General features: G+C 58.4%; 19 protein-coding genes. 9 read left to right on the top strand and 10 right to left on the bottom strand.

The window, feature by feature from the left end:
• Positions 1-88: 88 nt before the first annotated feature.
• The 5 genes from phnC (at position 89) to parE (ending at position 6,958) form a co-directional block, all read left to right on the top strand.
• Entirely contained in the window at positions 89-919 is an 831-nt protein-coding gene (gene phnC, locus AC33YF_RS02300; protein WP_491775577.1) for a phosphonate ABC transporter ATP-binding protein, read from the top strand.
• Positions 916-1,719: a phosphonate ABC transporter, permease protein PhnE gene (gene phnE, locus AC33YF_RS02295; protein WP_491775576.1), complete on the top strand. Its 804-nt coding sequence runs from the start codon at positions 916-918 to the stop codon at positions 1,717-1,719. The genes phnC and phnE (AC33YF_RS02295) overlap by 4 nt, the downstream gene beginning before the upstream one ends.
• Positions 1,719-2,534 (top strand): phosphonate ABC transporter, permease protein PhnE, encoded by an 816-nt coding sequence (gene phnE, locus AC33YF_RS02290; protein WP_491775575.1) that lies wholly within the window; start codon positions 1,719-1,721, stop codon positions 2,532-2,534. Before phnE (AC33YF_RS02295) ends, phnE (AC33YF_RS02290) begins: the two co-directional genes overlap by 1 nt.
• Before the next feature lie 77 nt (positions 2,535-2,611).
• Positions 2,612-4,753 carry a PhoX family protein gene (locus AC33YF_RS02285; RefSeq protein ID WP_491775574.1) on the top strand — a complete coding sequence of 714 codons (2,142 nt, stop codon included), beginning with the start codon at positions 2,612-2,614 and terminating at the stop codon, positions 4,751-4,753.
• Positions 4,754-4,897: 144 nt separating this feature from the next.
• Positions 4,898-6,958 (top strand): DNA topoisomerase IV subunit B, encoded by a 2,061-nt coding sequence (gene parE / locus AC33YF_RS02280; RefSeq protein WP_491775609.1) that lies wholly within the window; start codon positions 4,898-4,900, stop codon positions 6,956-6,958.
• A 30-nt stretch (positions 6,959-6,988) separates the two neighbouring features.
• Here the strand turns inward: parE and AC33YF_RS02275 are convergent, their stop codons facing one another.
• On the bottom strand, positions 6,989-7,462 hold the full coding sequence (locus AC33YF_RS02275) for a methyltransferase family protein (protein ID WP_491775573.1): 474 nt from the start codon (positions 7,460-7,462) through the stop codon (positions 6,989-6,991).
• 245 nt (positions 7,463-7,707) lie between these two features.
• Here AC33YF_RS02275 and AC33YF_RS02270 point away from each other — a divergent pair, with 245 nt between their 5' ends.
• Complete coding sequence (locus AC33YF_RS02270) at positions 7,708-9,147, top strand: DEAD/DEAH box helicase (protein WP_491775572.1); 1,440 nt, start codon at positions 7,708-7,710, stop codon at positions 9,145-9,147.
• 21 nt (positions 9,148-9,168) lie between these two features.
• Here the strand turns inward: AC33YF_RS02270 and AC33YF_RS02265 are convergent, their stop codons facing one another.
• The 7 genes from AC33YF_RS02265 to AC33YF_RS02235 all read right to left on the bottom strand — a co-directional run bounded on the left by AC33YF_RS02265 (position 9,169) and on the right by AC33YF_RS02235 (position 16,325).
• Entirely contained in the window at positions 9,169-9,558 is a 390-nt protein-coding gene (locus AC33YF_RS02265; RefSeq protein ID WP_491775571.1) for a HesB/IscA family protein, read from the bottom strand.
• 39 nt (positions 9,559-9,597) lie between these two features.
• Positions 9,598-10,041 carry an SUF system Fe-S cluster assembly protein gene (locus tag AC33YF_RS02260; RefSeq protein ID WP_491775608.1) on the bottom strand — a complete coding sequence of 148 codons (444 nt, stop codon included), beginning with the start codon at positions 10,039-10,041 and terminating at the stop codon, positions 9,598-9,600.
• A gap of 91 nt (positions 10,042-10,132) precedes the next feature.
• A complete protein-coding gene (locus AC33YF_RS02255) occupies positions 10,133-11,383 on the bottom strand; it encodes a cysteine desulfurase (RefSeq protein WP_491775607.1) in 1,251 nt (416 codons plus the stop codon).
• An 18-nt stretch (positions 11,384-11,401) separates the two neighbouring features.
• Complete coding sequence (gene sufD / locus AC33YF_RS02250; RefSeq protein ID WP_491775570.1) at positions 11,402-12,748, bottom strand: Fe-S cluster assembly protein SufD; 1,347 nt, start codon at positions 12,746-12,748, stop codon at positions 11,402-11,404.
• Positions 12,749-12,760: 12 nt separating this feature from the next.
• The gene (gene sufC, locus AC33YF_RS02245) at positions 12,761-13,516 is read right to left on the bottom strand and encodes a Fe-S cluster assembly ATPase SufC (protein ID WP_491775569.1); all 756 of its coding nucleotides are present in this window, start codon (positions 13,514-13,516) and stop codon (positions 12,761-12,763) included.
• Positions 13,517-13,646: 130 nt separating this feature from the next.
• The gene (gene sufB / locus AC33YF_RS02240; protein WP_491775568.1) at positions 13,647-15,119 is read right to left on the bottom strand and encodes a Fe-S cluster assembly protein SufB; all 1,473 of its coding nucleotides are present in this window, start codon (positions 15,117-15,119) and stop codon (positions 13,647-13,649) included.
• 54 nt (positions 15,120-15,173) lie between these two features.
• Complete coding sequence (locus AC33YF_RS02235; RefSeq protein WP_491775567.1) at positions 15,174-16,325, bottom strand: cysteine desulfurase family protein; 1,152 nt, start codon at positions 16,323-16,325, stop codon at positions 15,174-15,176.
• Positions 16,326-16,636: 311 nt separating this feature from the next.
• On the opposite strand from AC33YF_RS02235, the gene AC33YF_RS02230 reads away from it, so the two are divergent.
• Both AC33YF_RS02230 and tyrS read left to right on the top strand, forming a co-directional pair.
• Positions 16,637-17,320 carry an alpha/beta hydrolase gene (locus tag AC33YF_RS02230; protein WP_491775566.1) on the top strand — a complete coding sequence of 228 codons (684 nt, stop codon included), beginning with the start codon at positions 16,637-16,639 and terminating at the stop codon, positions 17,318-17,320.
• 135 nt (positions 17,321-17,455) lie between these two features.
• Positions 17,456-18,709, top strand: a complete 1,254-nt coding sequence (gene tyrS / locus AC33YF_RS02225; RefSeq protein WP_491775565.1) for a tyrosine--tRNA ligase — start codon at positions 17,456-17,458, stop codon at positions 18,707-18,709.
• On the opposite strand, the gene AC33YF_RS02220 is transcribed toward tyrS, so the two are convergent.
• Positions 18,706-22,395 (bottom strand): hypothetical protein, encoded by a 3,690-nt coding sequence (locus tag AC33YF_RS02220; protein ID WP_491775564.1) that lies wholly within the window; start codon positions 22,393-22,395, stop codon positions 18,706-18,708. The two genes, tyrS and AC33YF_RS02220, sit on opposite strands and share 4 nt — an antisense overlap.
• 504 nt (positions 22,396-22,899) lie before the next feature.
• Here AC33YF_RS02220 and AC33YF_RS02215 point away from each other — a divergent pair.
• Positions 22,900-23,439, top strand: coding sequence for a bactofilin family protein (locus AC33YF_RS02215; protein WP_491775563.1), 540 nt, complete (start codon positions 22,900-22,902; stop codon positions 23,437-23,439).
• Between the two features lie 70 nt (positions 23,440-23,509).
• On the opposite strand, the gene prfB is transcribed toward AC33YF_RS02215, so the two are convergent.
• Positions 23,510-24,629 (bottom strand): peptide chain release factor 2 gene (gene prfB, locus AC33YF_RS02210; RefSeq protein ID WP_491775562.1). Its coding sequence is split into 2 segments (ribosomal slippage): positions 23,510-24,562 and positions 24,564-24,629, totalling 1,119 coding nucleotides; the frame shifts between segments, so codons are not numbered across the junction.
• Between the last annotated feature and the right edge of the window lie 64 nt (positions 24,630-24,693).

The raw sequence follows: 24,693 nt of genomic DNA, 5'->3' as shown, positions 1-24,693 counted from the left end.
GCCTCCAGGCATGTCTTTGCGCGGCTTTAACCTTTCTCCTACGATGGGTCGCTGTCCACGCCTCCGATGGGCGGTGCCCGGTTAGTACATGCTGCGCGTTTCCTCACTTTCCAAACAGTACAAGGGTGGCGATGTAGCGCTGGTCGACGTCTCGTTCGAGGTTCCAGCCGGTCAGGTCGTCGCCCTCATCGGCCCCTCGGGTTCTGGCAAGTCCACGCTGATCCGCTGCATCAACCGCCTTGTACGGCCGACAAACGGCTCAGTTGAGCTGAACGGCGTCGAGATCACCCGTCTTGGTAGCCGTGGTCTTCGTCGCGCACGCCGGCTTATGGGCATGATTTTTCAGGAATACGCGCTGGTCGAGCGGCTGACTGTTATGGAGAACGTTCTCTCCGGGCGCCTCGGTTACGTATCCTTCTGGCGATCCTTCCTGCGTCGCTTTCCGCAAGGTGACGTGGACAAGGCATTCGCACTACTCGACCGCGTGGGGCTATCTGACCAGGTCGACAAACGGGCGAGCTATCTTTCAGGCGGCCAGCGGCAACGGGTTGGCATAGCTCGGGCTCTTGAGCAGGACCCCACGTTGCTCTTAGTAGACGAACCAACGGCGTCGCTCGATCCAAAAACCGCTCGGCAGATCATGCGTTTGATCTGCGAAGTCTGTAGAGAGCGCAGCTTGCCTGCAATCATCAGCATGCACGATGTACCGCTCGCTAGGATGTTTGCCGATCGCATCATCGGTCTGCGCGCAGGTGAAATCGTTTTCGACGGGTCTCCAGCAAAACTCGACAAGAGCATCTTGACTGAGATCTACGGCGAGGAGGACTGGACGCAGATCCACGACGACGAAGAGGTGCCAGCTCAGGGCAATGCTGAGGACCGGCACGCCCGCGAAGAACGTATGGCCGGTCTAAGATGAGGACCGGTAGCGCTTCCGCCGGCTGGAGCCGGCCGCCACTCATTCGCAACCCATGGCTCCGCTGGAGCCTCTATGCCGGCCTCTTCGTCTATCTCATCGCTGCGGTCTCTACACTGGACGTCAATTGGGCGCGCGTTCTCGATGGAGTGAGTAACGGTTGGCGTGTACTCGAAGGTTTCTTCGCGCCCGACTTCACAGCTCGTTCACGCGACATTTGGCGGGGCATGGAAGAGAGCTTGACCATGACCCTTACATCCACAGTGGTCGGATGCCTTGTCTCCATCCCAATCGGCCTTGGCGCCGCACGCAACATCGCCCCCCTCCCCATTTATGTTGTGTGCCGATCAATCATCGCGATATCGCGCGCGTTCCAAGAAATCATCATCGCCATCCTATTTGTGGCAATGTTCGGATTTGGGCCCTTCGCCGGATTTCTCACCCTGGGCTTCGCCACGGTCGGCTTCATGGCGAAGCTGCTGGCCGAAGACATTGAGGATATCCAGGAGACACAAGCGGAAGCCGTCCGTGCCACGGGTGCATCCTGGTGGCAAGTGATCAATTACGGCATTCAGCCTCAGGTGATGCCACGGCTTATCGGCCTCTCCCTCTACCGGCTCGATATCAATTTCCGCGAAAGCGCCGTCATCGGCATTGTCGGTGCAGGTGGCATCGGGGCGACACTAAATACGGCGATGTCCCGTTACGACTACGATACCGCTGGTGCGATCCTAATCATGATCATCGCGGTGGTACTCGTCGCGGAGTACGTGTCCAGCCACTTAAGAAAGTGGGTGCAGTAATGCCGGTGACGACACTCGATGACCGCCTTGTGTGGCAAAGACGAACACCGCTCGCCCAATGGGCCATCTGGTTTGGCTGGTTAGCGCTCGCTGTCTTGTTCGTCCTGTCGTGGCAGGTCATGAACAAGAACACCATATGGCTGTTCGTAGAAGATGCTCCTCGGCAAGCGGCGGATCTGTTGTCGCGCGCGTGGCCGCCCCGCTGGTCCTATCTTGAGACTCTCTGGGTTCCACTCTGGGACACGATCAATATCGCAACACTCGGTACGGGGTTGGGAATTGTCCTCGCGACGCCGATTGCGTTCCTGGCGGCCCGGAACACGACGCCAAGCGTGGCGGTCCTTAGGCCACTTGCGCTGCTTATCATCGTCACATCGCGATCCATCAACTCGCTTATCTGGGCGCTGCTGCTGGTGGCCATTATCGGCCCGGGCTTGTTGGCAGGGATCGTCGCCATAGCGCTCCGATCGATTGGTTTCATCGGCAAGTTGCTCTACGAGGCCATCGAGGAGATCGATGAGGCCCAAGTCGAGGCGGTACGCGCTACAGGAGCTTCGCGATGGCAGATCATGGATTATGCCGTATGGCCTCAGATCGCCCCTGCTTTCGCCGGAATCTCCGTATTTCGTTGGGATATCAATATCCGCGAGTCAACGATCCTCGGACTTGTGGGCGCAGGAGGTATTGGGCTGCAGCTTCAGTCGTCGCTAGCGCGCCTGGCCTGGGCCGAGGTGACAGTGATCTTCCTTGTAATCTTGGCAACCGTCGCCGTATCCGAGTGGGTATCGGCAAGGGTCCGAGCTGCAATAATCTGAGAGAGTTTGATGGCAAAAATGACATCTGACGCGGGCAAGCTGACGCAAGTAATTTGGTTGTGCCCTGCGAGCTAACGATGTCCAGCCCCCGCGATTATCCGAAACGCAACAGCGCGCCGAGACGCCCGGGCGGCGAAACCATCGGTGACGTCATCGCGCGGCGTTACAACCGGCGGGACATCATGAAAGGTGCTCTCGGTGTCGGCGCCGTTGCCGCGCTGTTTGGGACGACGTCTCTTGCAGGATGCAGTTCCGAAGAGGTGATCGAGAGCAACCCAACGACTTTCACGCCCTCGGGCTTTTCGTTCAAGGAAGTGAAGGCCGGTGTCGATCAAACACACCACGCAGCCGAAGGATACGAAACGCAGTACCTTCTGCGATGGGGAGACCCGATTGTCGACGAGGCGCCAACATTTGATCCCTATCGGCAGACTGCTGGGGCTCAAAACCGACAGTTCGGCTACAACAACGACTACATCGCCTACTTCCCGATGGACCGAAACGGCAACTTCATCGAGGGCGAGCAGACGGCAGACGGCAATGAGCGCGGTCTCCTTTGCGTCAATCACGAATATGCATTGAGTACGATGATGTTCCCTGGCGTGCTGCACAAGGATGACAGTGTTGACTTCGCCTCAATCCGAGACTGGATGGTTGACGTTGAGATGTCCGCCGTCGGCGTCACCGTCGTCGAAATCGAAAAGGACGGAGATAGCTGGCGCGTCGTCGAAGACAGCCCCTACAATCGTCGCATCACCGCAAGTACGCCAATGAGCGTCGACGGCCCTGTTATCGACAAAGGCAACGAAGAAGGCCTCGATCGTTTGAAGACGAGCTACGACAAAACGGGCAAGAGGCTCCGAGGTACATACGCAAACTGCGCAGGCGGAATAACGCCATGGGGTACCTACCTCACCGCAGAAGAGAATATTCAGTTTGCATTCTATACGGAGCACACGGACTCCGAGGGGCAGCCTGCCCTCAGTGGCGAACACAACGTCCGAAAGGACAAGTTCGATGCTTATCAGATCCCGATCCGAGGATATGTCTGGGGGCGCGAGTACGACCGGTTCAATCTGGATAAGGAACCCAACGAACCAAATAGATTTGGCTGGATTATTGAAATCGACCCTTTCGATCCGAAGCCCATGCCCGTCAAGCACACAGCTCTAGGCCGCTTCTTCCATGAGGGCGCGGAGACATATCTCAGCGAAAATAATCGCGCTGTCGTCTTTAGCGGAGACGACTCCAGGTTTGAGTACGTCTATCGTTTTGTCAGCGACGGCATCTACAAGCCTGGCGACAAGCAGGCCAACATGACGCTCCTCTCCAAAGGGACGCTGTCCGTGGCAAAGTTCAATGACGACGGCACGGGGGAGTGGATACCGCTCGAGTACGGGAAGGGTGAACTTGCCGAGGCCAGTGCTGCAGGTAAGTTCAAAAACCAAGCAGACGTGGTCATCGATGCTCGTCTTGCGGCTGATGAGGTAGGCGCCACGAAGATGGATCGGCCGGAGGACGTTCAGCCGAACATCAAGACGAAGCGCGTCTACGTTATGCTCACAAATAATACGAGTCGTTCTCCCGACCATCCGGCAGCTGCGGCCAATCCGAGAGCGAACAATAAGTTCGGCCACATCATCGAAATCACCCCTGACGGCCTCGACTTCGCTGCCGACTCCTTTCAGTGGAAGATCCTCGTTCTATGCGGCGATCCGAACAGACCCTCGCTCAAAACCAATTGGAATCCGGAGACTTCCGAAGACGGCTGGTTCGTCACGCCAGATAACGCTGCCGTTGACGATCAGGGGCGGCTCTGGGTCGCGACAGATCAGGGGCGCAATTGGCCCCGCACGATGCGAGCTGACGGCCTTTATGCTTTGGACACGGACAGCGTTGGCGGCCCCACGCCGCATCTGTTCTTTCGCGTTCCCGTTGGTGCGGAGCTTTGCGGCCCCTGCTTCACACCGAATGGAGAGACGCTGTTTGTCGCCGTACAGCATCCCGGCACAGACGGCGTCAAGAACTTCCACGGGATCGACGCTGACGCGAAAGACGAAGACAATGCGAGCGTTACCGGCGAAGGCGCTTTCGATCCCAGCAAGCCGGTGAGCTTCAACAATCCCGCGACGCGCTGGCCTGACTTCAAAGAAGACATTCCGCCCAGGCCGTCCATTGTCGTTATCACCCGGAAGGGCGGCGGCAAAATCGGTGGCTGATGCGGAACCGGTGAGCCGCGGACCCAGACTTGCTCCCTGCCCCTTGAAAACAGACGGGCTCCGTGTCAGCTAGAATCGCGGCCAGAACTCTACTGATTCTTTGCCTTTTTAGGGCCGTTGCGCTCTGCCTGGAGGAATAGACCGATCGCACCGAGACGAAAATCCTCAGCCACGAACGACCTGTTCGACGCCCCGCCACGCAAACCCGCGCGTGCAAAACCCGCTAAAGCACAGCCCACGAAAAGCGGGAGAAGCGGCAGTGCGGAGGCCGGCTACACCGCCGCGGATATTGAGGTGCTCGAGGGACTCGAGCCCGTCCGCAAGCGGCCCGGCATGTATATCGGCGGGACCGATGAGAAGGCGATGCACCACCTTTTCGCCGAAGTGCTCGATAACGCGATGGACGAGGCTGTTGCGGGCCATGCGAGCCGGATCGAAGTGTCCCTCGACAAAGACGGTCTTCTGACCGTCGCGGACAATGGTCGCGGCATACCAATCGACCCGCACCCAAAGTTCAAAAAGAAGTCCGCTCTCGAAGTCATCATGACCACGCTTCATGCGGGCGGAAAATTCGACTCAAAGGTTTATGCCACCAGTGGCGGCCTTCACGGCGTTGGCGTGTCCGTGGCCAATGCCCTCTCCGAAACGCTAGAGGTAGAAGTCGCTCGCGGTCAGAAGCTCTATCGGCAGAGCTATACGCGTGGCGTTCCCGATGGCCCGCTGCAGAAGCTGGGGCCTATCAAAAATCGGCGAGGCACCAAGGTCCGGTTCCGTCCCGACCCAAACATCTTCGGCAAGGGCGCCGCGTTCAAGCCAGCGCGCCTTTTCCGGATGTCGCGCTCCAAGGCCTATCTCTTCCGGGGCGTCGAGATCCGCTGGTCCTGCGACAAGAGCTTGATCTCCGCAGGCAGCGACGTACCCGAGAAGGCTGAGCTCCACTTTCCCGGTGGCCTTAAGGACTTTCTCGCCGACAGCATCAACGGCCAGACAACCGTGACGAACGACATCTTTACCGGCCGCGTTGAAAAGTCGGAAGGTCATGGCTCGGTGGAATGGGCCATCTCTTGGGTCGCGAGCGCCGACGGTTTCATGAGTTCCTATTGCAACACCGTGCCCACGCCCGATGGCGGTACACATGAAGCGGGCCTGCGCGCAGCCTTGACCAAGGGTTTGCGGGCCTACGGAGAACTGACCGGCGTCAAACGCGTTTCTCAGGTCACTGGCGACGATGTGCTTGGAACCGCCGCCGCCATGCTGTCCGTCTTCATTCGCGAGCCGGAGTTTCAAGGCCAAACGAAGGACCGCTTGGCGACCCAAGAGGCCGCCAAGATTGTCGAAAGTGCCGTCCGAGATGCCTTCGACCATTGGCTCACTGGGCACCCCAACCAAGCTGGAAAGCTCCTCGACTGGGTTGTGGATCGTTCCGAGGAACGCCTTCGCCGCCGAAAAGAAAAAGAAGTCAGCCGGCAAACGGCCACGCGACGCCTCCGGCTTCCGGGCAAACTTGCCGACTGCTCGTCGACAGGATCGAAGGGCACAGAGATCTTTATTGTTGAAGGCGACTCGGCTGGCGGGTCCGCCAAGCAGGCCCGCGATCGGGCCACGCAGGCAGTCCTGCCGTTGCGCGGAAAAATCCTCAATGTCGCCAGCGCAAGCTCGTCAAAGCTGGCCGACAATCAGCTCCTCAGCGATCTGACACAGGCTCTTGGTTGCGGCACCCGAACTCGGTATCGCGACGATGACCTACGCTACGAAAAGGTTGTTGTGATGACCGATGCCGATGTGGACGGGGCCCATATCGCGTCGCTTCTCATTACTTTTTTTTACCAAGAGATGAAGGGGCTTATCGAAAACGGCCACCTTTACCTTGCCGTGCCCCCGCTCTACCGGCTGAGCCAGGGCGCGAAAACGGCCTATGCGCGTGACGACGCTCACAAAGACGCGCTCACGAAAGAGGTCTTCAATGGCCGTGGCAAGATTGATGTGAGCCGTTTCAAGGGCTTGGGCGAGATGCTGCCCAAGCAATTGAAAGAGACCACCATGAACCCCACCACCCGAACGCTGCTGCGCGTAGAGATTGACGAGGACGACCGCCCCGGCACGACCAAGACTGTGGATCAGCTGATGGGAAACAAGCCTGATGCGCGCTTCAAGTTCATCCAGGAGCGGGCGGCCTTCGCCGAAGCTGACGATCTGGATATCTAAAGCGGCGTGCAGGTGGCGCGACCCAACCCTTCAGAGCCATCGCGGAACTTGTCTTACATAGTAGCGATAGTCTTCGCCGAACTTCCAGTCGAGGTAGTCTTCTTCGCGTTTCACCACACCCCGGTGGAGGACAATGACGGCTGGAACGAGCAACAACAGCATCCAAACACTCGTCAGAACAATGCTCAGGCCGAAATACAACAAGATCAGCCCGATATAGATTGGGTTTCGCGTGACCCTATACAGCCCATCTCGGACGAGCACGGTCGACGCTTCGCCAGGCATAACGCTAGTACCAGCCCTTTGAAATCGCCGGGCGGGGAAGATCGCAAGGCCAAAGCCCAGCACCACGAACGATAGCCCAACAGCCAGTCCCAACCCATTTGGCTGGGCGATGCCAGGACCGATGGGGAACCAGACCGTCAGAAGGCAGCCAAGCAATAGCGCGCCTAGAAAAAGGATCGGTGGCTTGATGGCCACGTCCGCGTAGTCCTTTGTCCTCATCCACTCAACTACCCTGTTAAAAGCACTCTTTACCGCTGCACCATTCTAACGCTCGGATCTAGTGCGAACTTTTGCCTCTTGCGCCGGGCGGCAATGCCGCCTATGTCATTTAGGCATTATCCACGGTCATTTGGCCGTAATGTTTGGGTGCTGTGTTGATCGCACCCAGCGAATCGTAACAGCTAATCTTTGTAGCGGTAGAACAAGACGCAGAGCTAGCGCCCGCGTCGCATTTTTTCTAACTCATGAGCTTTTCTAATCTTGGCTTAAGCCCAAAAGTCGAATCTGCGGTCGAAGCGGCCGGGTTCGAGACGCCGACCCCTATTCAAGCACAAGCAATACCAGTGGCCGTCGCAGGCCGGGATGTCCTCGGGATCGCACAGACGGGGACCGGCAAAACAGCCTCCTTCGTGCTGCCAATGCTGACGCGGCTGGAACGTGGACGCGCCCGGGCGCGCATGCCCCGGACATTGATCCTTGAGCCGACACGCGAACTTGCAGCACAGGTCGCAGAAGCCTTCGAACTTCTGGGCAAGAACCACAAGCTCACGGTCGCACTACTGATCGGCGGTGTATCCTACGAGGAGCAAAACAAGAAGTTGGACCGCGGGGCCGATGTTGTGATTGCCACTCCCGGACGCCTGCTAGACCACCTAGAGCGCGGCAAACTCTTGCTCAACAGCATCGAGATCCTCGTCGTTGACGAAGCGGACCGAATGCTGGACATGGGCTTCATTCCCGACATCGAACGAATTTGCAAAGTTCTTCCCTTCACACGCCAAACTCTCTTCTTCTCGGCTACCATGCCGCCCGAGATTCAACGTCTCGCCGACAATTTCCTTCATACGCCAGAGCGCATTGAAGTCGCACGCCCGGCAACAGCTGCCGCGACGATCACACAGCGCCTCAAGAAGACAGCCGATCACCCTGCCGAGAAGCGGGAAGCCTTGCGTGGGTTGATCCGCGAGCATGAGATCAAGAACGCCATCATTTTCTGCAATCGCAAGAAGGACGTGGGCGTCGTTTACCGGTCTTTGCAGCGCCACGGTTTCAACGTTGGCGCGCTGCATGGGGATATGGATCAGCGTCAGCGCATGGCGACGCTAGATGCGTTTCGTAATGGGGAAATCTCCTTGCTGGCCGCCAGTGATGTCGCGGCACGTGGGCTCGATATTCCAGACGTGAGCCACGTCTTCAATTACGACGTGCCGGTTCATCCGGAGGATTATGTGCATCGGATCGGGCGCACGGGTCGGGCTGGACGGGAAGGATACGCTGCTATGCTGGTCTCGCCGAAAGACCACAAAGCTTTGAAGGCCATCGAGTCCATGCTACGGGAGGAAATCTCGTGGGTGGGCGATGCGCCAGACCCCGAAGAAATCGAAGAAGCAAAAAGCGCCGCCCGCCAGAACGGGCGTGGACGCCGCCGTGGCACTCGCAATCGGCGTAATGGACAGAAGAACACTGAGACGGCCGAGACTTCCGCACAATCGCGCACCAACGGGAAAGCAGCGGATAGTGAAACTACCGGTAGGGCCAAGGGAAAACCGCCCAGCAAGCCACCACCAGATTCGATTCCGACACCCGCGAGCAAAGGTCGGTCCAATCAGAGCCGGAACAAACAAACCGTCGGCATGGGCGACCATGTCCCCGCCTTCATGATGCGGCCGGTGCGCGCAGGCTAGGCTATCAGATCGATTGACCGGCTAATCGACGTTGGCAGGCGCTGCATCCGACTGGTCTGCTGGCTTCAGCATGACGGACTCGCCGCAACCGCAGGCGCTTGTCTGGTTCGGATTATTGAACACGAAGCCCGAACGCAGCTGGCTTACCTGGTAGTCCATCTCAGTCCCAAGCAAGAACATGATGGCTGTGGGGTCGATTAGGATCGTCACGCCCTTGTCCTCGATGACTTCGTCATGAGGACCCCGTTCGGCCGCGTACTCCATCGTGTATTCCATGCCGGCGCAGCCGCCGTTCTTGACTCCGATGCGAACGGCTTCCATCTCAGGGCCCGATTTGGCCGCGAGTTCGCGAAGGCGGTTGGCAGCCGCTTCCGTTAGGCTCATAGCTTGTGGTCGTGGACGATTGCTCATAACCCGAAAATGATACGAATTGGCTGGCGCTTCAAGAGCCTAGAACATGTTGAGTGCAAGCCGCGCCTCGTCCGACATGCGGGACATATCCCAAGGGGGCTCAAAAACGAGCTTCACATCGACTTGCCCAACGCCCGGCACCGACGCCACAGCATTCTCCACCCAACCGGGCATTTCGCCCGCGACGGGACATCCTGGCGCCGTCAGGGTCATCTCAATTCCGATATTGCGATCGTCATCGACATCGATCTTGTAAATGAGCCCGAGTTCATAGATATCGACCGGGATTTCAGGATCGAAGACCGTTTTGAGCGCGCTAACGAGGTCGCCGTGAAGTCGCTCCAGCTCATCTGGCGGAATCGAAGACGGCGCCTCTTCGTCAACGGCAGCCGGCGTTGGCGACGCGCCGGGTTCGCCAGCATCTGGCGCCTCCACGGCAGATTGAATGTGCCCCGGAACAGACTGCGGCAGGCCCGGAGACATCTCGGTCTGGACCTCGCTATCTTCGCCTCGCTGAGTCTTTTCCACCATCGGGGACGCCCTTCTATCCCGCCCATCATAAACTAAATTCGCGCTAGGCAAACATAGACCGCGCCTTGTACAGCGCCTCAACTAGGCGGTCGACGTCGCCTCGATCATTATACATACCGAACGAGGCACGGCACGTGGACGTGACACCGAAGCGCGCCATGAGCGGCTCACAACAATGGGTGCCGGCCCGAACAGCAACACCGGACCGGTCGAGAACGGTGCTTATGTCGTGTGGATGTGCGCCATCGACGTCAAACGACATGATCCCGCCCTTGCCCTTGGCTCGACCGAAAATGCGCACCCAATTGAGCGCGCCCAACTGGTCCATGGCGTATGTCGCAACATCGTGCTCATGGGCGGCAATCTTCTCCCGCCCAATGGCCTCCACATAGTCTATCGCTGCACCCAGCCCAATGGCCTGTACGATGGCTGGCGTTCCTGCCTCGAACCTATGCGGTGGCGTCGCGTACGTCACTTCGTCCGTGGTGACATAGCCGATCATTTCACCGCCGCCTTGGTAGGGCCGCATGGCTTCCAATAACGCCTTCTTACCGTACAAGACGCCGATGCCCGTTGGACCGTAGAGTTTGTGCCCCGTGAAGGTGTAGAAGTCGCAGTCAAGATCTTGCACATCGACAGGAAGATGTACGGCGCCTTGTGCGCCGTCGACGAGCACGGGAACACCGTGGTCGTGTGCGATACGGACAATGTCCTTAATGGGTAGGATTGTACCCAGCACATTCGACATCTGTGTGAGCGCAATCATCTTCGTGCGAGGGGATATCAGCTTCTCGAACTCGTCGAGCAAGAACGTCCCATCGTCGGCGACCGGCGCCCACTTCAGCACAGCGCCTTGACGCTCCCGCAAGAAATGCCACGGCACGATATTGGAGTGATGCTCCATGATCGTGATGAGGATCTCGTCTCCCGCTTCTATGCGCGGGGCTCCGAACGATGAGGCAACGAGATTTACCGCTTCGGTTGCATTCCTCGTGAAGATGATCTCTTCATCGTGAGCAGCATTGAGAAATGCCCGCACCTTCCCGCGCGCCTTCTCAAAGTTCTCAGTTGCGAGGTTCGACAGATGATGGAGTCCACGATGCACGTTTGCGTATTCGGCCGAATAAGCGCGCGTAATCGCCTCAATCACTTGCGTTGGCTTTTGCGCGGATGCGCCATTGTCGAGATAGACGAGAGGCTTACCGTGCACCGTCTCCGACAAAATCGGAAAGTCAGCGCGAACCCGCTCCACATCAAAGGAGGCTGATTCAGCGGTCGCAGTGGATGGGGCCATAACGTTCATCGCGTAACCCTAGTCCAGCTTTACGCCGAGCCAGTCGGCGGCAACTTCGGCGAACGCGTCTCCTATCACCTCATCGTCTAAGGCCTCGAATGTCTCGCCAACAAAGGCCTGAATCAGCAGTGCCCGGGCTTGCGCCTCCGGAAGGCCTCGGGCTCGCAAATAGAACAACAGATCCTCGTCGATCTGTCCGGACGTCGCGCCATGCCCGCAGACAACGTCGTCAGCATAGATCTCTAGCTCCGGCTTCGAGTCGAACTCTGCCGTCTCCGAGAGGAGCAGAGCCTGTGACATCTGCTTACCATCGGTCTTCTGCGCATCCGGTGTGACGATAATCTTTCCTTGGAATACGCCGCGTGCCTCGTCGTTGAGGACCAGCTTGAAAAGCTCGCGGCTCTCACAGGCCGGAACGTTGTGCTCGACCACAAGGGTCGTATCGCAATGCTGCGACCCTTGCGCCAATGTAGCACCGGAGATATCGGTCGCGGCCCCCTCACCATCGAAGCGGACATAGATCTGGTTGCGCGCAAGCGCGGCGCCCGTGTTCACCTGAAAGGCGTTGTAGCGGGCTTCCGCACCGACGTTCGCCGCCCAGACGGTCAAGTGAGTCGCTTCAAGAGCTTCGCGCTGTAGCTTGATGTGATGTATCGCCGAACGCTCAGCCGCGGAGACCGTCGTCACGCTGTTCCGCTGGAGGTCCGTCGCCCCGAGGGTTCCAAAGCTCTCAATCAATGTCGCGGAGGCGCCTGGCTCTGCAACAACAGCATTGCGCGTAAAGATCGAGCCCGATGCACCAGGCATATCCAAGTGGATCAGGTGTATCGGCTTCTGCAAGGTCAATTCCTCTGGAAGTCGCAACGCTACGCCGGCCGTCATCAAGGCGGTATTCAGCGCGATAATCACATCATCATCACGGCGCCCAGCTTCATCGAAGCTCGCAGTTAGCCAAGCAGGCGGAGATTCGAGCATCTGGCCCAATGACCCAACTTCAACACCTGCATCTCGCAGCGCGCCAATATCAGATAGGTCCCCACGGAACTCACCAGCCGCAATGACGACGCGATAGGCCGGCAAAGCCAGGAAGGCCTGCCCCAGGGCAGCGCCAATTTCGGACTCGCCAACCTGTACATCGACTTCGGCCAGGAGCGGCGGCACATTCTTCAGTGCAACGCGCAGATCCGTATACTTCCAAGCCTCCACGCGGCGATGCGGCAACCCCGCGGCAGCATAGGTTCTGATCGCCTTTTGCCGCAGGGCCGTGACAGCAGCGTCGCCAGGCAAGGCGTCTGCGGAAAGTTCGAAGAGATCAAGCAGGTCTTGCTCTACTTCGGTCCTGAATTGCTGGACAGGTGCGTTCATCGACATGCCCCTTCACGCCGCCGACGCTTCTTCGCCGTATTCGGCATAACCGGACTCCTCAAGCTCCAAGGCCAGCTCAGGACCGCCGGAACGCGCAACACGGCCGTTCGATAGCACGTGGACCCTATCCGGTACGATATAGTTGAGCAGCCGCTGATAGTGCGTGATGACCAGCATGGAGCGCTCAGGCGACCGCAGTGCGTTCACGCCCGCCGAGACGACGCGCAGGGCATCGATGTCGAGCCCTGAATCGGTTTCGTCGAGAACGCAAAGCCCAGGCTCCAGTAGCGACATTTGTAAGATTTCGTTGCGCTTTTTCTCACCGCCGGAAAAGCCCACGTTGAGCGGCCGGCGCAGCATCTCGATGTCGATATTCAAGTGCTTCGCTTTTTCTTTCACAGTGCGCAGGAAATCGGGCGTCGAAAGCTCTTCTTCGCCGCGCGCTTTTCGTACCGCGTTCACGGCGCTGCGCAGGAACGTCATGGTCGCCACGCCGGGGATCTCCATGGGATATTGGAATGCAAGAAATACGCCCGCGGCGGCGCGCTCGTCCGGCTGCATGTCGAGCAGGTCCTCGCCCTTCCACGTCACCGAACCGTCGGTAACTTCGTAGTCCTCTTTGCCCGCAAGGACGTAGGACAGCGTCGATTTTCCGGAGCCGTTAGGGCCCATAATCGCGTGGACTTCGCCGGCGGGGATCGTCAAGTCGAGGCCATTCAGTATTTCACGCCCATCGACTTTGGCGTGCAGGTTTTTGATCTTAAGCATTAGAGGGTCTCTCAAAAATCGTGTTGTTTGTTCGCTTCATACTGCTGTCGGCGGCGCCCAATCGTCAGTTCATTAGTTCGGCGCCAAAGCCGTATCGTTTAGGCCGAGGCAAGAAGCCTCCGTCTCTCCATCAGCCAACGCTCCCTTCCAACGAAATGCCGATGAGTTTCTGCGTCTCTGCCATGAACTCCATCGGCAATTGCTGCAACACGTCGCGAACAAATCCGTTCACGATGAGCGCGACAGCTTCTTCCTCCGAGAGACCGCGGCTCAAGCAGTAGAAAAGCTGATCGTCCGAGATCTTCGAGGTCGTTGCCTCGTGTTCGAAAGTGGCCGACGCATTCTTGGCCTCAATGTACGGCACAGTATGCGCGCCGCACTTATTGCCGATTAAGAGCGAGTCACAGCATGTGAAGTTCCGCGCGTTCGTTGCCCTACGATGCGCAGAGACGAGACCACGATACGTGTTATCCGAGAATCCCGCCGCAATGCCCTTGGAAATAATGCGGCTGGATGTGTCGCGGCCCAGATGGATCATCTTTGTACCGCTATCGACTTGCTGATAGCCGTTCGAGATCGCGATGGAGTAGAACTCACCACGGCTGCCATGGCCGCGCAGGATACAAGACGGATACTTCCAGGTGATTGCCGAACCAGTCTCGACCTGCGTCCAAGAGATTTTGGAACGATCGCCGCGGCAGTCGCCCCGCTTGGTCACAAAGTTGTAGACGCCGCCCTTACCTTCGGCGTCGCCGGGATACCAATTCTGCACGGTCGAGTACTTGATCTCGGCATCCTCCAACGCGACCAGCTCCACGACCGCGGCGTGCAACTGGTTCTCGTCGCGCATTGGTGCCGTGCAGCCTTCCAGATAACTGACATACGAGCCCTTGTCCGCGATGATGAGCGTCCGCTCAAACTGACCTGTGTTCTCCGCATTGATCCGGAAGTAGGTCGACAACTCCATCGGACAACGCACGCCTTCCGGCACATACACAAACGACCCATCCGAGAAAACGGCCGAGTTCAGGGTCGCATAAAAGTTGTCCGTCACCGGGACGACCGAACCGAGATACTTTCTGACAAGTTCGGGGTGCGTTTTTACGGCCTCGGAAATGGAGCAGAAGATTACGCCTGCTTTGGCGAGCTCTTCACGGAAGGTGGTCACCACAGAAACGCTGTCGAAGACTGCATCGACGGCGACCTTCGGGGCGCCCTGAACGCCAGCAAGCACTTCCTGCTCTTTCAGCGGAATACCAAGTTTCTCGTAAGTGCGGAGGAGTTCCGGATCGACCTCGTCGAGACTCTTGGGACCTTCGGTGCTTTTCGGCGCGGCATAGTAGTACAGGTCATCGAAGTCGATCTTTGGGTAGTGCACCTTGGCCCACGTGGGCTCTTGCATTGTGCGCCAGCGCTTGTAGGCCTCGAGCCGCCATTCAAGCAGCCACTCGGGTTCATCCTTCTTGTCGGAGATGAAGCGGACGATGTCTTCGTTCAGGCCCTTTGGGGCTTTGACCGATTCAATGTCGGTCGAAAAGCCGTACTTGTACTTGTCGACATCAATCTCTTTTACACGTTCGACAGTTTCTTCGACTGCAGGCATCGTCTCTTTTCCAATCTCGTTCAGGATCCCATTTACCGAAACGGCAAATGGTCCTTAGGCCGCCTCTCTCTCACTCTTCCGAAGCCGCTTGACGAGGTCGCCAAACGCACCCAGGAAGCCCTGGATATCGTCGCTACTGGTCTCAAAACCAAGACTCATGCGGATTGCAGCTCGGGCTACCTCAGGCTGAGCACCCATCGCCATAAGAACATGCGATGTTTCGACCTTCCCCGAGGAGCAAGCGCTACCAGCACTAATGGATACGCCGGCAAGGTCGAGACCGATCACCAGCGTCTCCGCTTTTAGGCCTGGGACGGCGATGCAGGACGTATTCGGCAGGCGCGCCGCGGCCTGCGCGAACACGACAGCATCGGGCGCAATGCGCCTTACCCCTTCCTCTAATTCATCGCGAAGTTGTGCCACGCCCTGCATGCTCGCCAGATCATAGCTCGCCAGCTTCGCGGCCACGCCAAAACCGACAATGCCTGCCACGTTCTCGGTTCCAGGACGGCGGCGGCTCTCCTGCCCGCCCCCGGTCATAAGGGGACGAATGTCAGCGCCTTCCGCCAAAATAAGCGCACCAACGCCTTTCGGTCCGCCGGTCTTATGCGCCGAGAGCGTCAGTAGATCCGCCCCGAGTCCCCTAATGTCGATCGGGAGCCGTCCAGCCATCTGTACTGCGTCTGTATGGAGTACCCCACCCGCTTCGTGAACGATGGCCGCCGCCTCGGCAATCGGCTGAAGTGCGCCTGTCTCGTTGTTCGCCGCCATCAGCGACACGAACGGACGGCACCCATCGGGCACATCGTCCTCCAACATCCCAGCCAATATCTCTAGGTCGACCACACCATCGCCGGTGACAGGCAGCACGGCGAACCCGTCTGGGTCAAAGCGACCGCCCGACAGGACGGACGGGTGTTCTATGCCCGACAGAAAAGCCTTCCAATTTCCGCCGGACGCTGGCGCTGCCAACGCAATCGCATTCGCCTCGGTCCCGCCGCTCGTGAAGATCACGTCTTCAGCACTTGCACCGACGAGCCCAGCAACGCTGGCTCGCGCCTCCTCGACGGCTGCGCGTGCGGCACGCCCTTCCGCGTGGACGGACGACGGGTTACCGACGAGGTCGAGCGCAGCCTGGACTGCCTCACGGACTTCGGGCCGTATTGGAGCTGTAGCGTTGTAGTCGAGATAGGCGCGCTGGTTCATGTTCGGTCACAAGCCAAGGAGCTGGTGTCAGCTCTGCAGGCCCTTTCTCGCCAGTTATCGCTTGCACGCGCCCCGGTGGCCCGTGCTAAGAAGCCCGCCCTGACAGTCGGCTCGTTCCTAGCGCCCAGCTAAATCGGAACGACCTTGTTTGGAACAGTTCTAATCTCGTATTTTTATAGGATTCGGAGGGGCCCAAGTCAAGCAAGGCTGCTGTGGCGTACCTGCTGCAGAGCCTGAAAAGACAAAAAAACCGCCCCATATACGAAGAACTAGTCTAATCGCTTACGAGACCAGTCGAGGCCCAATCTTTCATGCCTGAAGTCAATATTAGCGGCCCTGCCGGCCGGATCGAAGCCCGCTATCATCATCAGCCGGCCGCCAATTCGCCAGTTGCCCTGATTCTTCATCCCCACCCGCAGTTCGGAGGGACGATGAACAATCAGGTCGTCTACCACATGTACTACGCCTTCCAGAGACGTGGCTTTTCGGTCCTGCGCTTCAATTTTCGGGGCGTCGGCCGAAGCGAGGGCTTGTTCGATAACGGCCCCGGCGAACTCGCAGACGCAGCAACGGCGCTCGATTGGCTCCAGGCATACAATACAGACGCGCCGTCATGCTGGATCGCAGGCGCCTCGTTCGGCTCTTGGATCGCTATGCAGCTCTTGATGCGGCGGCCTGAGATCGAGGGCTTCATTTGCATTGCGCCGCCAGCAAACCTCTACGACTTCTCGTTTTTGGCTCCGTGCCCCTCATCAGGTCTTATGGTCAACGGCGCCAAGGATCGCGTCGTTACAACGGACTCCGTACGCGGGCTTGTCGAACGGCTGAAGACACAGAAGGACGCGATTGTCGATCACGCGACAGTTCCCGACGCCAACCACTTCTTCGAGGAACAGATGGAAGGTCTGATGGAAGTCGTTGATGCCTATCTCGACAAGCGACTTGGGCAAGCAAAGCCGCAAAAGGGCAAGGCCAAGAAAGAATCCGCGGCGTAGGTAAAGCTACGGACCTCCATCGCGCGTTGCTGGCCCTCTGGATCGGGACCGTGCAATCGACAGCCAAACCTGTTAGACGCTCCGTCAGGCGTAACTTGCGCCGAAGATCGCCAGACCACACTCATACGCCCGACAATGAGCACCGCCAAGTCCGACCTCCTTCACGAGCTTTATACGCGCGGCTATGTCCACCAGTGCACCGACGAGGCCTCGGTCGACGATCTAGCGCGTAACGAGATTGTCACGGGTTACATCGGCTTCGACTGCACGGCCCCCAGCCTGCATGTGGGCAACCTTGTCAGCATCATGCTTCTTAGGAAGCTTCAGCAGACGGGCCACAGACCGATTGTATTGATTGGCGGCGGCACCACGAAGGTGGGAGATCCCTCAGGCAAAGACGAGTCGCGCAAGCTGCTCGACGAGGCCACGATCGCCTCCAACATCGACGGTATTCAGCGCGTGTTCTCGAAGTTTCTGGATTTTGGGACAGGGAATAGGGATGCAGTGCTCCTGAACAACGCCGAATGGCTGGAGCAACTGAACTACATCTCATTCCTTCGCGATTACGGGCGCCACTTCAGCGTCAACCGCATGCTCAGCCAAGACTCGGTTAAGCTGCGGCTGGACCGTCAGCAGAACCTCAGCTTCATCGAATTCAACTACATGGTCCTCCAAGCCTACGACTTTGTAGAGCTTCATCGCCGAACGGGATGCCGCCTGCAAATGGGCGGTTCCGACCAGTGGGGCAATATCGTCGCCGGCATTGAGCTTGGCCGGCGGACAGAGGGTGTCGAGCTCTTCGGCGTCACAACGCCATTACTCATGACCGCATCCGGCACCAAGATGGGCAAGACAGCCGAAGGCGCGGTCTGGCTGAACCCAGACATGCTTTCGCCCTACGACTATTGGCAATTCTGGCGGAACGCCGAGGACGCGGACGTCCCGCGCTTTCTCAAGCTGTTCACTGAACTGCCGCTCGACGAGATCGAAAAGTTGGCTTCCCTTGAAGGCGCCGAAATCAACGAAGCCAAAAAGATACTCGCGACAGAAGCCACTGCGCTTGTCCATGGTCGCGAGACAGCGGACCAAGCGGCAGAAACGGCCCGGGCGACTTTCGAGCAGGGGCAGCTTGCTTCCGAACTTCCCACCATCGAAGTGCCGCGAGCGGACCTCGAAACCGGTTTTGGCGTGCTCTCGGCCAGTGTTCAGGCTGGGTTCGTAAAGTCCACCGGCGAAGCGCGACGCCAAGTCAAAGGCGGTGGGATCAAGGTCAACGACGTCGCCGTGCTTGACGAACGGCAGGTCCTTACACCTGCAGACCTCACATCGGATGGCGTAATCAAACTGTCGCTCGGCAAAAAGCGGCACGCGTTGATACGGCCGATTTAGTTCAAGCCACGGCGCTCTCTGGCGTTTTGAAGTGGACGCAAGCGCCGCTTCTTGCGGGGCCGATCGGTGACTTTATTCCCGCTTGAGGTCTCATCGCCTGATATCGTCGTTCCCTCCGGCAAACCACCGTGGAAATCGAAAATCTGACGAAAGATGCCAGGTGTCATGACGGACATCGGGTTGACGAGCACGGTGGGATCGTCGAGCTGACCTTTGATCGCGAAGGTAATTCCGACAAGCCCTTCTCCTTGTCGCCCGACAAGGACTCGCCCGAGAACAGGGACCGCACCGAGCGCGGAGTTGAGCCCATAAAGCGGCACGTAGGTTCCGCCGAGATCGAGAGTCTGGTCGTTGAAATCGATCGTACCGCGCAGCGTGGCCCCAAGTTCAGGTCCGTTCATGTATGCATCGTCTAGGAGGAACTTGCCGCCGCCAGCCGCGAATGGTGCGCGCAATCGACGAAACGCAATTTGACGCTTGATGCTCTGCTGCTGACCCAACGCCGAGGTGGAGCTGGGATCGGTAAGAACGTCGGCGACAACCTGATCCCCGACGATAACAAAATCACGAACACGCAGCGTACCGGTCTTATTGACACCGCCGGCATCCAAGTTGACGCGAAGCGACGCCGCGCCCCCTTCTATGTTTCGATAGAATCCTACCAGGCGAAATGCCGTGCCCGCATCGTCGGCTTTTGCCGTGAGAATTCGGCCGCTATCGCTGTTCTGCAAGTCAACCGTTACCAGTTTCTGACCACTCAATAACCCGCGTCCTTGCACGGCGACCAACTCACCGGAACGTTTCGACATAGTTAGATCTACGTCTGTCGCGTAGCTCTCGTCATATCCAACCAGTTTTCCAATCTTCGCCGTTAGATCGATGTTGCTACCGTCATCGGCATCCGCGTCGGCGTTATTGGTAAGTTGGTCTGCCGATATCAGGGTCTGAAAGAAATCCCGCGCATCGTAGGATGGTCCTTCCGCATGAACCTGCATCACTCCGTCGTCGCGTCGCTGTGCGCTGATGGACAGATTTGTCAGCGCGCCAAGGCCGACCTCGTCGAATGTCAGCGCTTCAAGCTCGTTGGCGCTGTCCAGTGCGACCTGACCGGAAACTGATAGACTGGGACCGGCGATCTGAAGGTTCTCCAAGTCCGTGGAGCCATCCGGCTTCTTGTTCACGATGAAGCTAAGCTGCGCCGGCTCGCCGGGGAGCTTCCTCCAACCAAAGGCAGGAACAAGCAATTCCGCATTCGTCAGATCACCGACGATACTCATCCGAGTTGTATCTGGCTGGCCGGTCCCCTCCCCTAAACCGCTGAGATACAGCGTTGTGGGCATTGGGCCTTTGACAATGTCATTGACTTTAAGGCCGATCTTCTCTCGCCCTGCTGCGTCAAGAGTCGATGTGACGGCGATCGGTGGCTGCTCGTTATCAGGCGCATAGAATAGCCTTTCCCAACGTACAGTCGCCGGAACATCCTTAATTGTCACATTGCCCGATGCGCTGATGCCCTTGCTCGTCAAGTTCACATCGATCACGCCTCCCTCGATCCCCAAATCTCCGACGAGCCCTGGGGTGATCGCATCTTCAAGGCGCGCCACACCTGCAATTGCCATGTCTTGGAATTCGACGTACTTCCTGAGCGGGATTCTGAAACTGAACTCGCCAGTCGCCGACCCGCCCAAGAAGTCAGGTTTCAGCCCCACCCCGGAGATAAACCGGAAGGGTTCGTAGTCGAGAAGGGTCGTAACCGCAGGTGTGGGAGCGGCAGCACGGAACGTAACGAAGCCGTATTGAGGATCATCGCGGAGATCGGCAATCGAGTAGAGCCCTTGGCTCACGTCAATCACCATGCCATTGTCAACCATGACTTTGCCGGCCGGGATCCGAACGGAGAGTTGCGTGCCTGCGAGCGTCACAGTCCCCTCTCCCGTGCGCGCAGGTGGGAGTTCTTTGATGTAGGCGATGGAGGTGTCTGTGAACTTCACATCCATCTTAACGGCGTCGTCCGGGATAGGCTTTCGCTGCTGATAGTCCTCGAGCATCCCGGGCTCGAGCGCCACTTTGAACGAGCCGCCGAGAATCTGCCCGCCTGTGACGTGCTCCAGGACCCATTGACGCGCTTGGCCGGCTAGAAACTTCGGCCAAAGCTGCTTGAACGCCGCCATCGACATCGGACTGATGGAGCCGGACAGTTGGACCGCCGGGTCGCCATAGCGATCCGTAATCTTGCCCTTGGCAACGATCTTTGCGTCGCCCGTCCGAATGACCAAACGCGACAGCTCTAAGCTGCCATCTGCCTCCGAAATCTTTCCCTTCGCCCTCCACTCGTCGACCTTCGTCGGTCCCAAACCGAATTCCTCGACACCTAAAACGGCGTCTTCTGCTTTGATGTCGAAGTCCCACGACTGAATCTTGTTCTTCGCTCCGCGTTCCGGCACGAATTTGCCGCTGAAGGTCGCATAGGATGATGTGCCCCATCGCAACGTGGACGGCGCAAGCTCAATAACGCCTGTCTCTTGGATGTAGCGAATTGTGAGATCACCACGCTCGATCCGCACAGGTGTATCCGGATCCCATGGGGGCGTGATTTGGCCCGTTGCCAGTCGAACCTTCGCCTCGCCGCCGATGAACTCTCCGTTGGGCGCCAAGTTGGCAACAGCCTCGCCATCCACGGCCATATCGAGCGCTCGCAGCAAGCCGATTGTGGGGAAATTCCCGGCGATCCCAGACGGCACCAAGTCCTCGACCAGGATCTGTGTTTCCAGTCCCTTGGCATTCGCCTTTTGAGCCGTGCGAACCTCAAGCTGCCAATCGCCACGGCTCGAGGCTACGTTGGCGTCGCCGATAAGTACACTTCGGTGATCGTGATGCTCCAAATTGAGCGCGAAGTCCGGGACCTGCCACAGGGTCTGCATCCCATCTTTGTAGAGAACCACGATCGAGTCCTTCAGGCCAAAGCGGGTCAAGTAGGACGTGTCGGAGCGCCGTACGCGCCGAAACGCTTCGTTGACGGCATTGGTCAGGTTGAAGCGTTTAGTGCTCTTGACCGGCGGCGCGACAGGCTCGGCATCAGCGGCCTGCGGCGGTGAGATCACCTCACTTGGCGCGAACCCGCCCGCATTTTCGTCGGGCTTGGAAAAAGCCAGAGAGAGCCCGTTTTGTTCGTTGTAGTTCATCAGCAGCCTCGAGCCGATGAAGTCGACGCTTCCGGCGGCGAACTTACCTGAAAGCAGCGCCGAACCGCTGAGACCCACCGCCGCGAGTGGTGCCTGGGCCACGACCTCGTTATCCGGATCCATGAGGCGTATATTGCGCAAACGCAAAACCACACCCGGGCCATGGTCCCCGCGTTGCAATACGGCGTCTTCTATCTTGACCGTGAGATCTGAGAACTGGTCGTTGATTGCGCGTTCTATCGGCGGCACGAGGCCCGGCAGCGAAATGGGTCCGCGCGACAAATGCCCATAGCCCAAAACGACGGCGATAAGGCCCAAGACGAAGATCCCCGCAAAAATCTCCCTGCAGAGATGAGCACTGCGCGACGACAGCCTCGCGAGCTGGATCTGCACTGGCGGCGGGACGCTGTTGACGAGTTGACGTCCCTGCTCGGGTAGCGCCCTGAGCGCCCTACCGCCTTGCTCGGTAATCTTCGCCAGAGCCCCTTGGATTGGTTCGTCCATTCAGCGCTGGACCCTAGTGGCATGCACAGGCATCGCCGCGGCGTTCTTCGAATGAGGAACGCAGTGTTGCATGAATGGCCTCCGCAAGATCGCAATAGTCGCATGGCAAGCGCCCGAGCGACGCAGCCGAGGCGATCTCTGCTGCGACGTTCTTAGAAATCCGGTACTGGGAAACGTATCCGGCACACGCTGCACCCCACTTATCTCGTTAACACGCGCGCGAGGCTACGCTAAGCCCTTGTTGAATTAAGATGGTTCAAAATCGGCTAAACCAAGGCGAATCAAGCAGTAAGCGACACCAGCAAAGGGCCGTCGCGCGCAATGACAACCAGCATGACAAGGCAAGCGGGAAGCGATAATGTTGGTCGCGCAACAGGATATCTCGCCTTATTCGCTTCGCGACCATAGCAATTCGCTATGCACGTAGCTTTATTGGCGGCGACTATACGTTGGCGGGGGTGTAGTTCGCCCAGTATGTGGTGTTTTGAGGGAGAGGATCTAGTTATGTTTACGAAGAAACCCGAGCCAAGCGAATCTAAGGCCAAGCTGGGCGGCGAACGCCCGCGCTCCGCTTCCGAATCGAAGTCGTCTCCATTCACCGAACGGCCTTCGCCTCAGCCGAAGCCGGCCGGCCCGGCCATGGGGAAGATGATCCCATCCATCATTGGCGAGGACCTCACCATCGAAGGCAATGTCTCATCGAAGGGCGAGATCCAGGTCGATGGCCAGATCAAGGGCGATGTCAATTGCGGCTCGCTGCTGCTGGGTGACAAAGCCATGGTCGACGGATCGGTAACCGCAGAAGACGTCGTCATCCGCGGAAAGGTGATGGGATCGATCCGGGGCCTGCGGGTTACTCTTCAGGCGCAGTCGCATGTCGAAGGCGACATCGAACATCAGAGCCTGGCGATCGAGCAAGGTGCGTACTTCGAAGGAAAATCGCGCCGGTCGGACAACCCGTTGGCCGCCGAGCCTACAGGGTCCGGGCGCAGTTCATCCTCAGCATCCTCGGGCAATCCGTTTTCGAGCAACGCGGCCGAGTAGCACTCCCCGCGACACGCGGCAGGCATGACTTTGAACCCATGGCTAAGGATGGGAGCCTGGGCTTGACGCTTTAGGCACTCGCCTTGGCGTCGGCGCTGATCCGTTCCGCCAATGCCGCTTCGATGAAGCCGTCGATATCGCCATCAAGCACGGCCGTCGGATTCGTGTTTTCGACACCCGTTCGCAGGTCCTTGACGAGCTGATAAGGCTGCAGGACGTATGACCGGATTTGATGTCCCCAACCAATTTCGGACTTGGAAGCGGCCGACGCCATGGCTTCTTCTTCACGACGCTTTAGTTCGGCTTCATAGAGGCGAGCACGGAGCATCGACCAAGCGGTAGCACGGTTTTTGTGCTGCGACCGTTCGTTTTGGCACTGCACGACAATGCCTGTTGGGATGTGTGTAATGCGGACAGCGCTGTCGGTCGTATTGACGTGCTGGCCCCCTGCGCCCGAGGCGCGATACGTATCAATACGAACGTCTTTGTCTTCGATCTCAATCTCTATCGCATCGTCGATCGCTGGGTATACCCAAACGGATGCAAAGCTCGTGTGGCGGCGCGCGCTCGAGTCGAATGGCGAAATGCGCACAAGCCTATGTACGCCCGATTCCGTTTTGAGCCAGCCATAGGCATTGAGCCCCTTAATCAAGATCGTTGCTGACTTGATACCCGCTTCTTCGCCGGCGCTTTCGCCGATCAGCTCAACCTTATAGCCGCGAGCCTCTGCCCAGCGCACATACATGCGCTCAAGCATTTGCGCCCAATCCTGACTCTCGGTGCCGCCTGCTCCGGCGTGGATCTCCGCGTATGCATCGTTTGCGTCTGCCTCGCCCGAAAGCAAAGCTTCAACCTCGCGCTTATGCACGTCTTGACGCAGCGCCTGCAAGGCCAGCTCGGCCTCGGCAACGATACTCTCGTCACCTTCCTCTTCGCCAAGATCGAGAAGCGTGAGATGGTCATCGAGTTCGGCATGAAGGCGATCGTAAGCGCCGAGCGCAACCTCAACCTGCTGCCGCTCACGCATGAGGCCTTGAGCCCGCGCGGCATCGTTCCAGAAGTTTGGGTCTTCGGCTTCTCGGTCCAGTGCCTTTAGGCGCGCGCGCGCTTCCTCCGGGTCAAAGATGCCTCCGCAACAAAGACAGCGACTCTTTGATTTCGCTCACAAGCGCCTCGGTCTCGGCTCGCATTGAAACCTCTTTACGTGTTTTGGTTCGTGTAACAATCGTCCACGCGGACAGGCTACGCTCCGGA

The sequence above is a fragment of the Methyloceanibacter sp. genome (assembly GCF_058506495.1).
This window is presented reverse-complemented; position numbering and strand designations above follow the sequence as displayed.

Excerpts from the sequence above, each read along its gene's own strand:
- phnC (WP_491775577.1), top strand. The coding sequence starts at position 89 with ATGCTGCGCGTTTCCTCACTTTCCAAACAGTACAAGGGTGGCGATGTA.
- phnE (WP_491775576.1), top strand. The coding sequence starts at position 916 with ATGAGGACCGGTAGCGCTTCCGCCGGCTGGAGCCGGCCGCCACTCATT.
- phnE (WP_491775575.1), top strand. The coding sequence starts at position 1,719 with ATGCCGGTGACGACACTCGATGACCGCCTTGTGTGGCAAAGACGAACA.
- AC33YF_RS02285 (WP_491775574.1), top strand. The coding sequence starts at position 2,612 with ATGTCCAGCCCCCGCGATTATCCGAAACGCAACAGCGCGCCGAGACGC.
- AC33YF_RS02275 (WP_491775573.1), bottom strand. The coding sequence starts at position 7,462 with ATGAGGACAAAGGACTACGCGGACGTGGCCATCAAGCCACCGATCCTT.
- AC33YF_RS02270 (WP_491775572.1), top strand. The coding sequence starts at position 7,708 with ATGAGCTTTTCTAATCTTGGCTTAAGCCCAAAAGTCGAATCTGCGGTC.
- AC33YF_RS02265 (WP_491775571.1), bottom strand. The coding sequence starts at position 9,558 with ATGAGCAATCGTCCACGACCACAAGCTATGAGCCTAACGGAAGCGGCT.
- AC33YF_RS02260 (WP_491775608.1), bottom strand. The coding sequence starts at position 10,041 with ATGTCTCCGGGCCTGCCGCAGTCTGTTCCGGGGCACATTCAATCTGCC.
- AC33YF_RS02255 (WP_491775607.1), bottom strand. The coding sequence starts at position 11,383 with ATGGCCCCATCCACTGCGACCGCTGAATCAGCCTCCTTTGATGTGGAG.
- sufD (WP_491775570.1), bottom strand. The coding sequence starts at position 12,748 with ATGAACGCACCTGTCCAGCAATTCAGGACCGAAGTAGAGCAAGACCTG.
- sufC (WP_491775569.1), bottom strand. The coding sequence starts at position 13,516 with ATGCTTAAGATCAAAAACCTGCACGCCAAAGTCGATGGGCGTGAAATA.
- sufB (WP_491775568.1), bottom strand. The coding sequence starts at position 15,119 with ATGCCTGCAGTCGAAGAAACTGTCGAACGTGTAAAAGAGATTGATGTC.
- AC33YF_RS02235 (WP_491775567.1), bottom strand. The coding sequence starts at position 16,325 with ATGAACCAGCGCGCCTATCTCGACTACAACGCTACAGCTCCAATACGG.
- AC33YF_RS02230 (WP_491775566.1), top strand. The coding sequence starts at position 16,637 with ATGCCTGAAGTCAATATTAGCGGCCCTGCCGGCCGGATCGAAGCCCGC.
- tyrS (WP_491775565.1), top strand. The coding sequence starts at position 17,456 with ATGAGCACCGCCAAGTCCGACCTCCTTCACGAGCTTTATACGCGCGGC.
- AC33YF_RS02220 (WP_491775564.1), bottom strand. The coding sequence starts at position 22,395 with ATGGACGAACCAATCCAAGGGGCTCTGGCGAAGATTACCGAGCAAGGC.
- AC33YF_RS02215 (WP_491775563.1), top strand. The coding sequence starts at position 22,900 with ATGTTTACGAAGAAACCCGAGCCAAGCGAATCTAAGGCCAAGCTGGGC.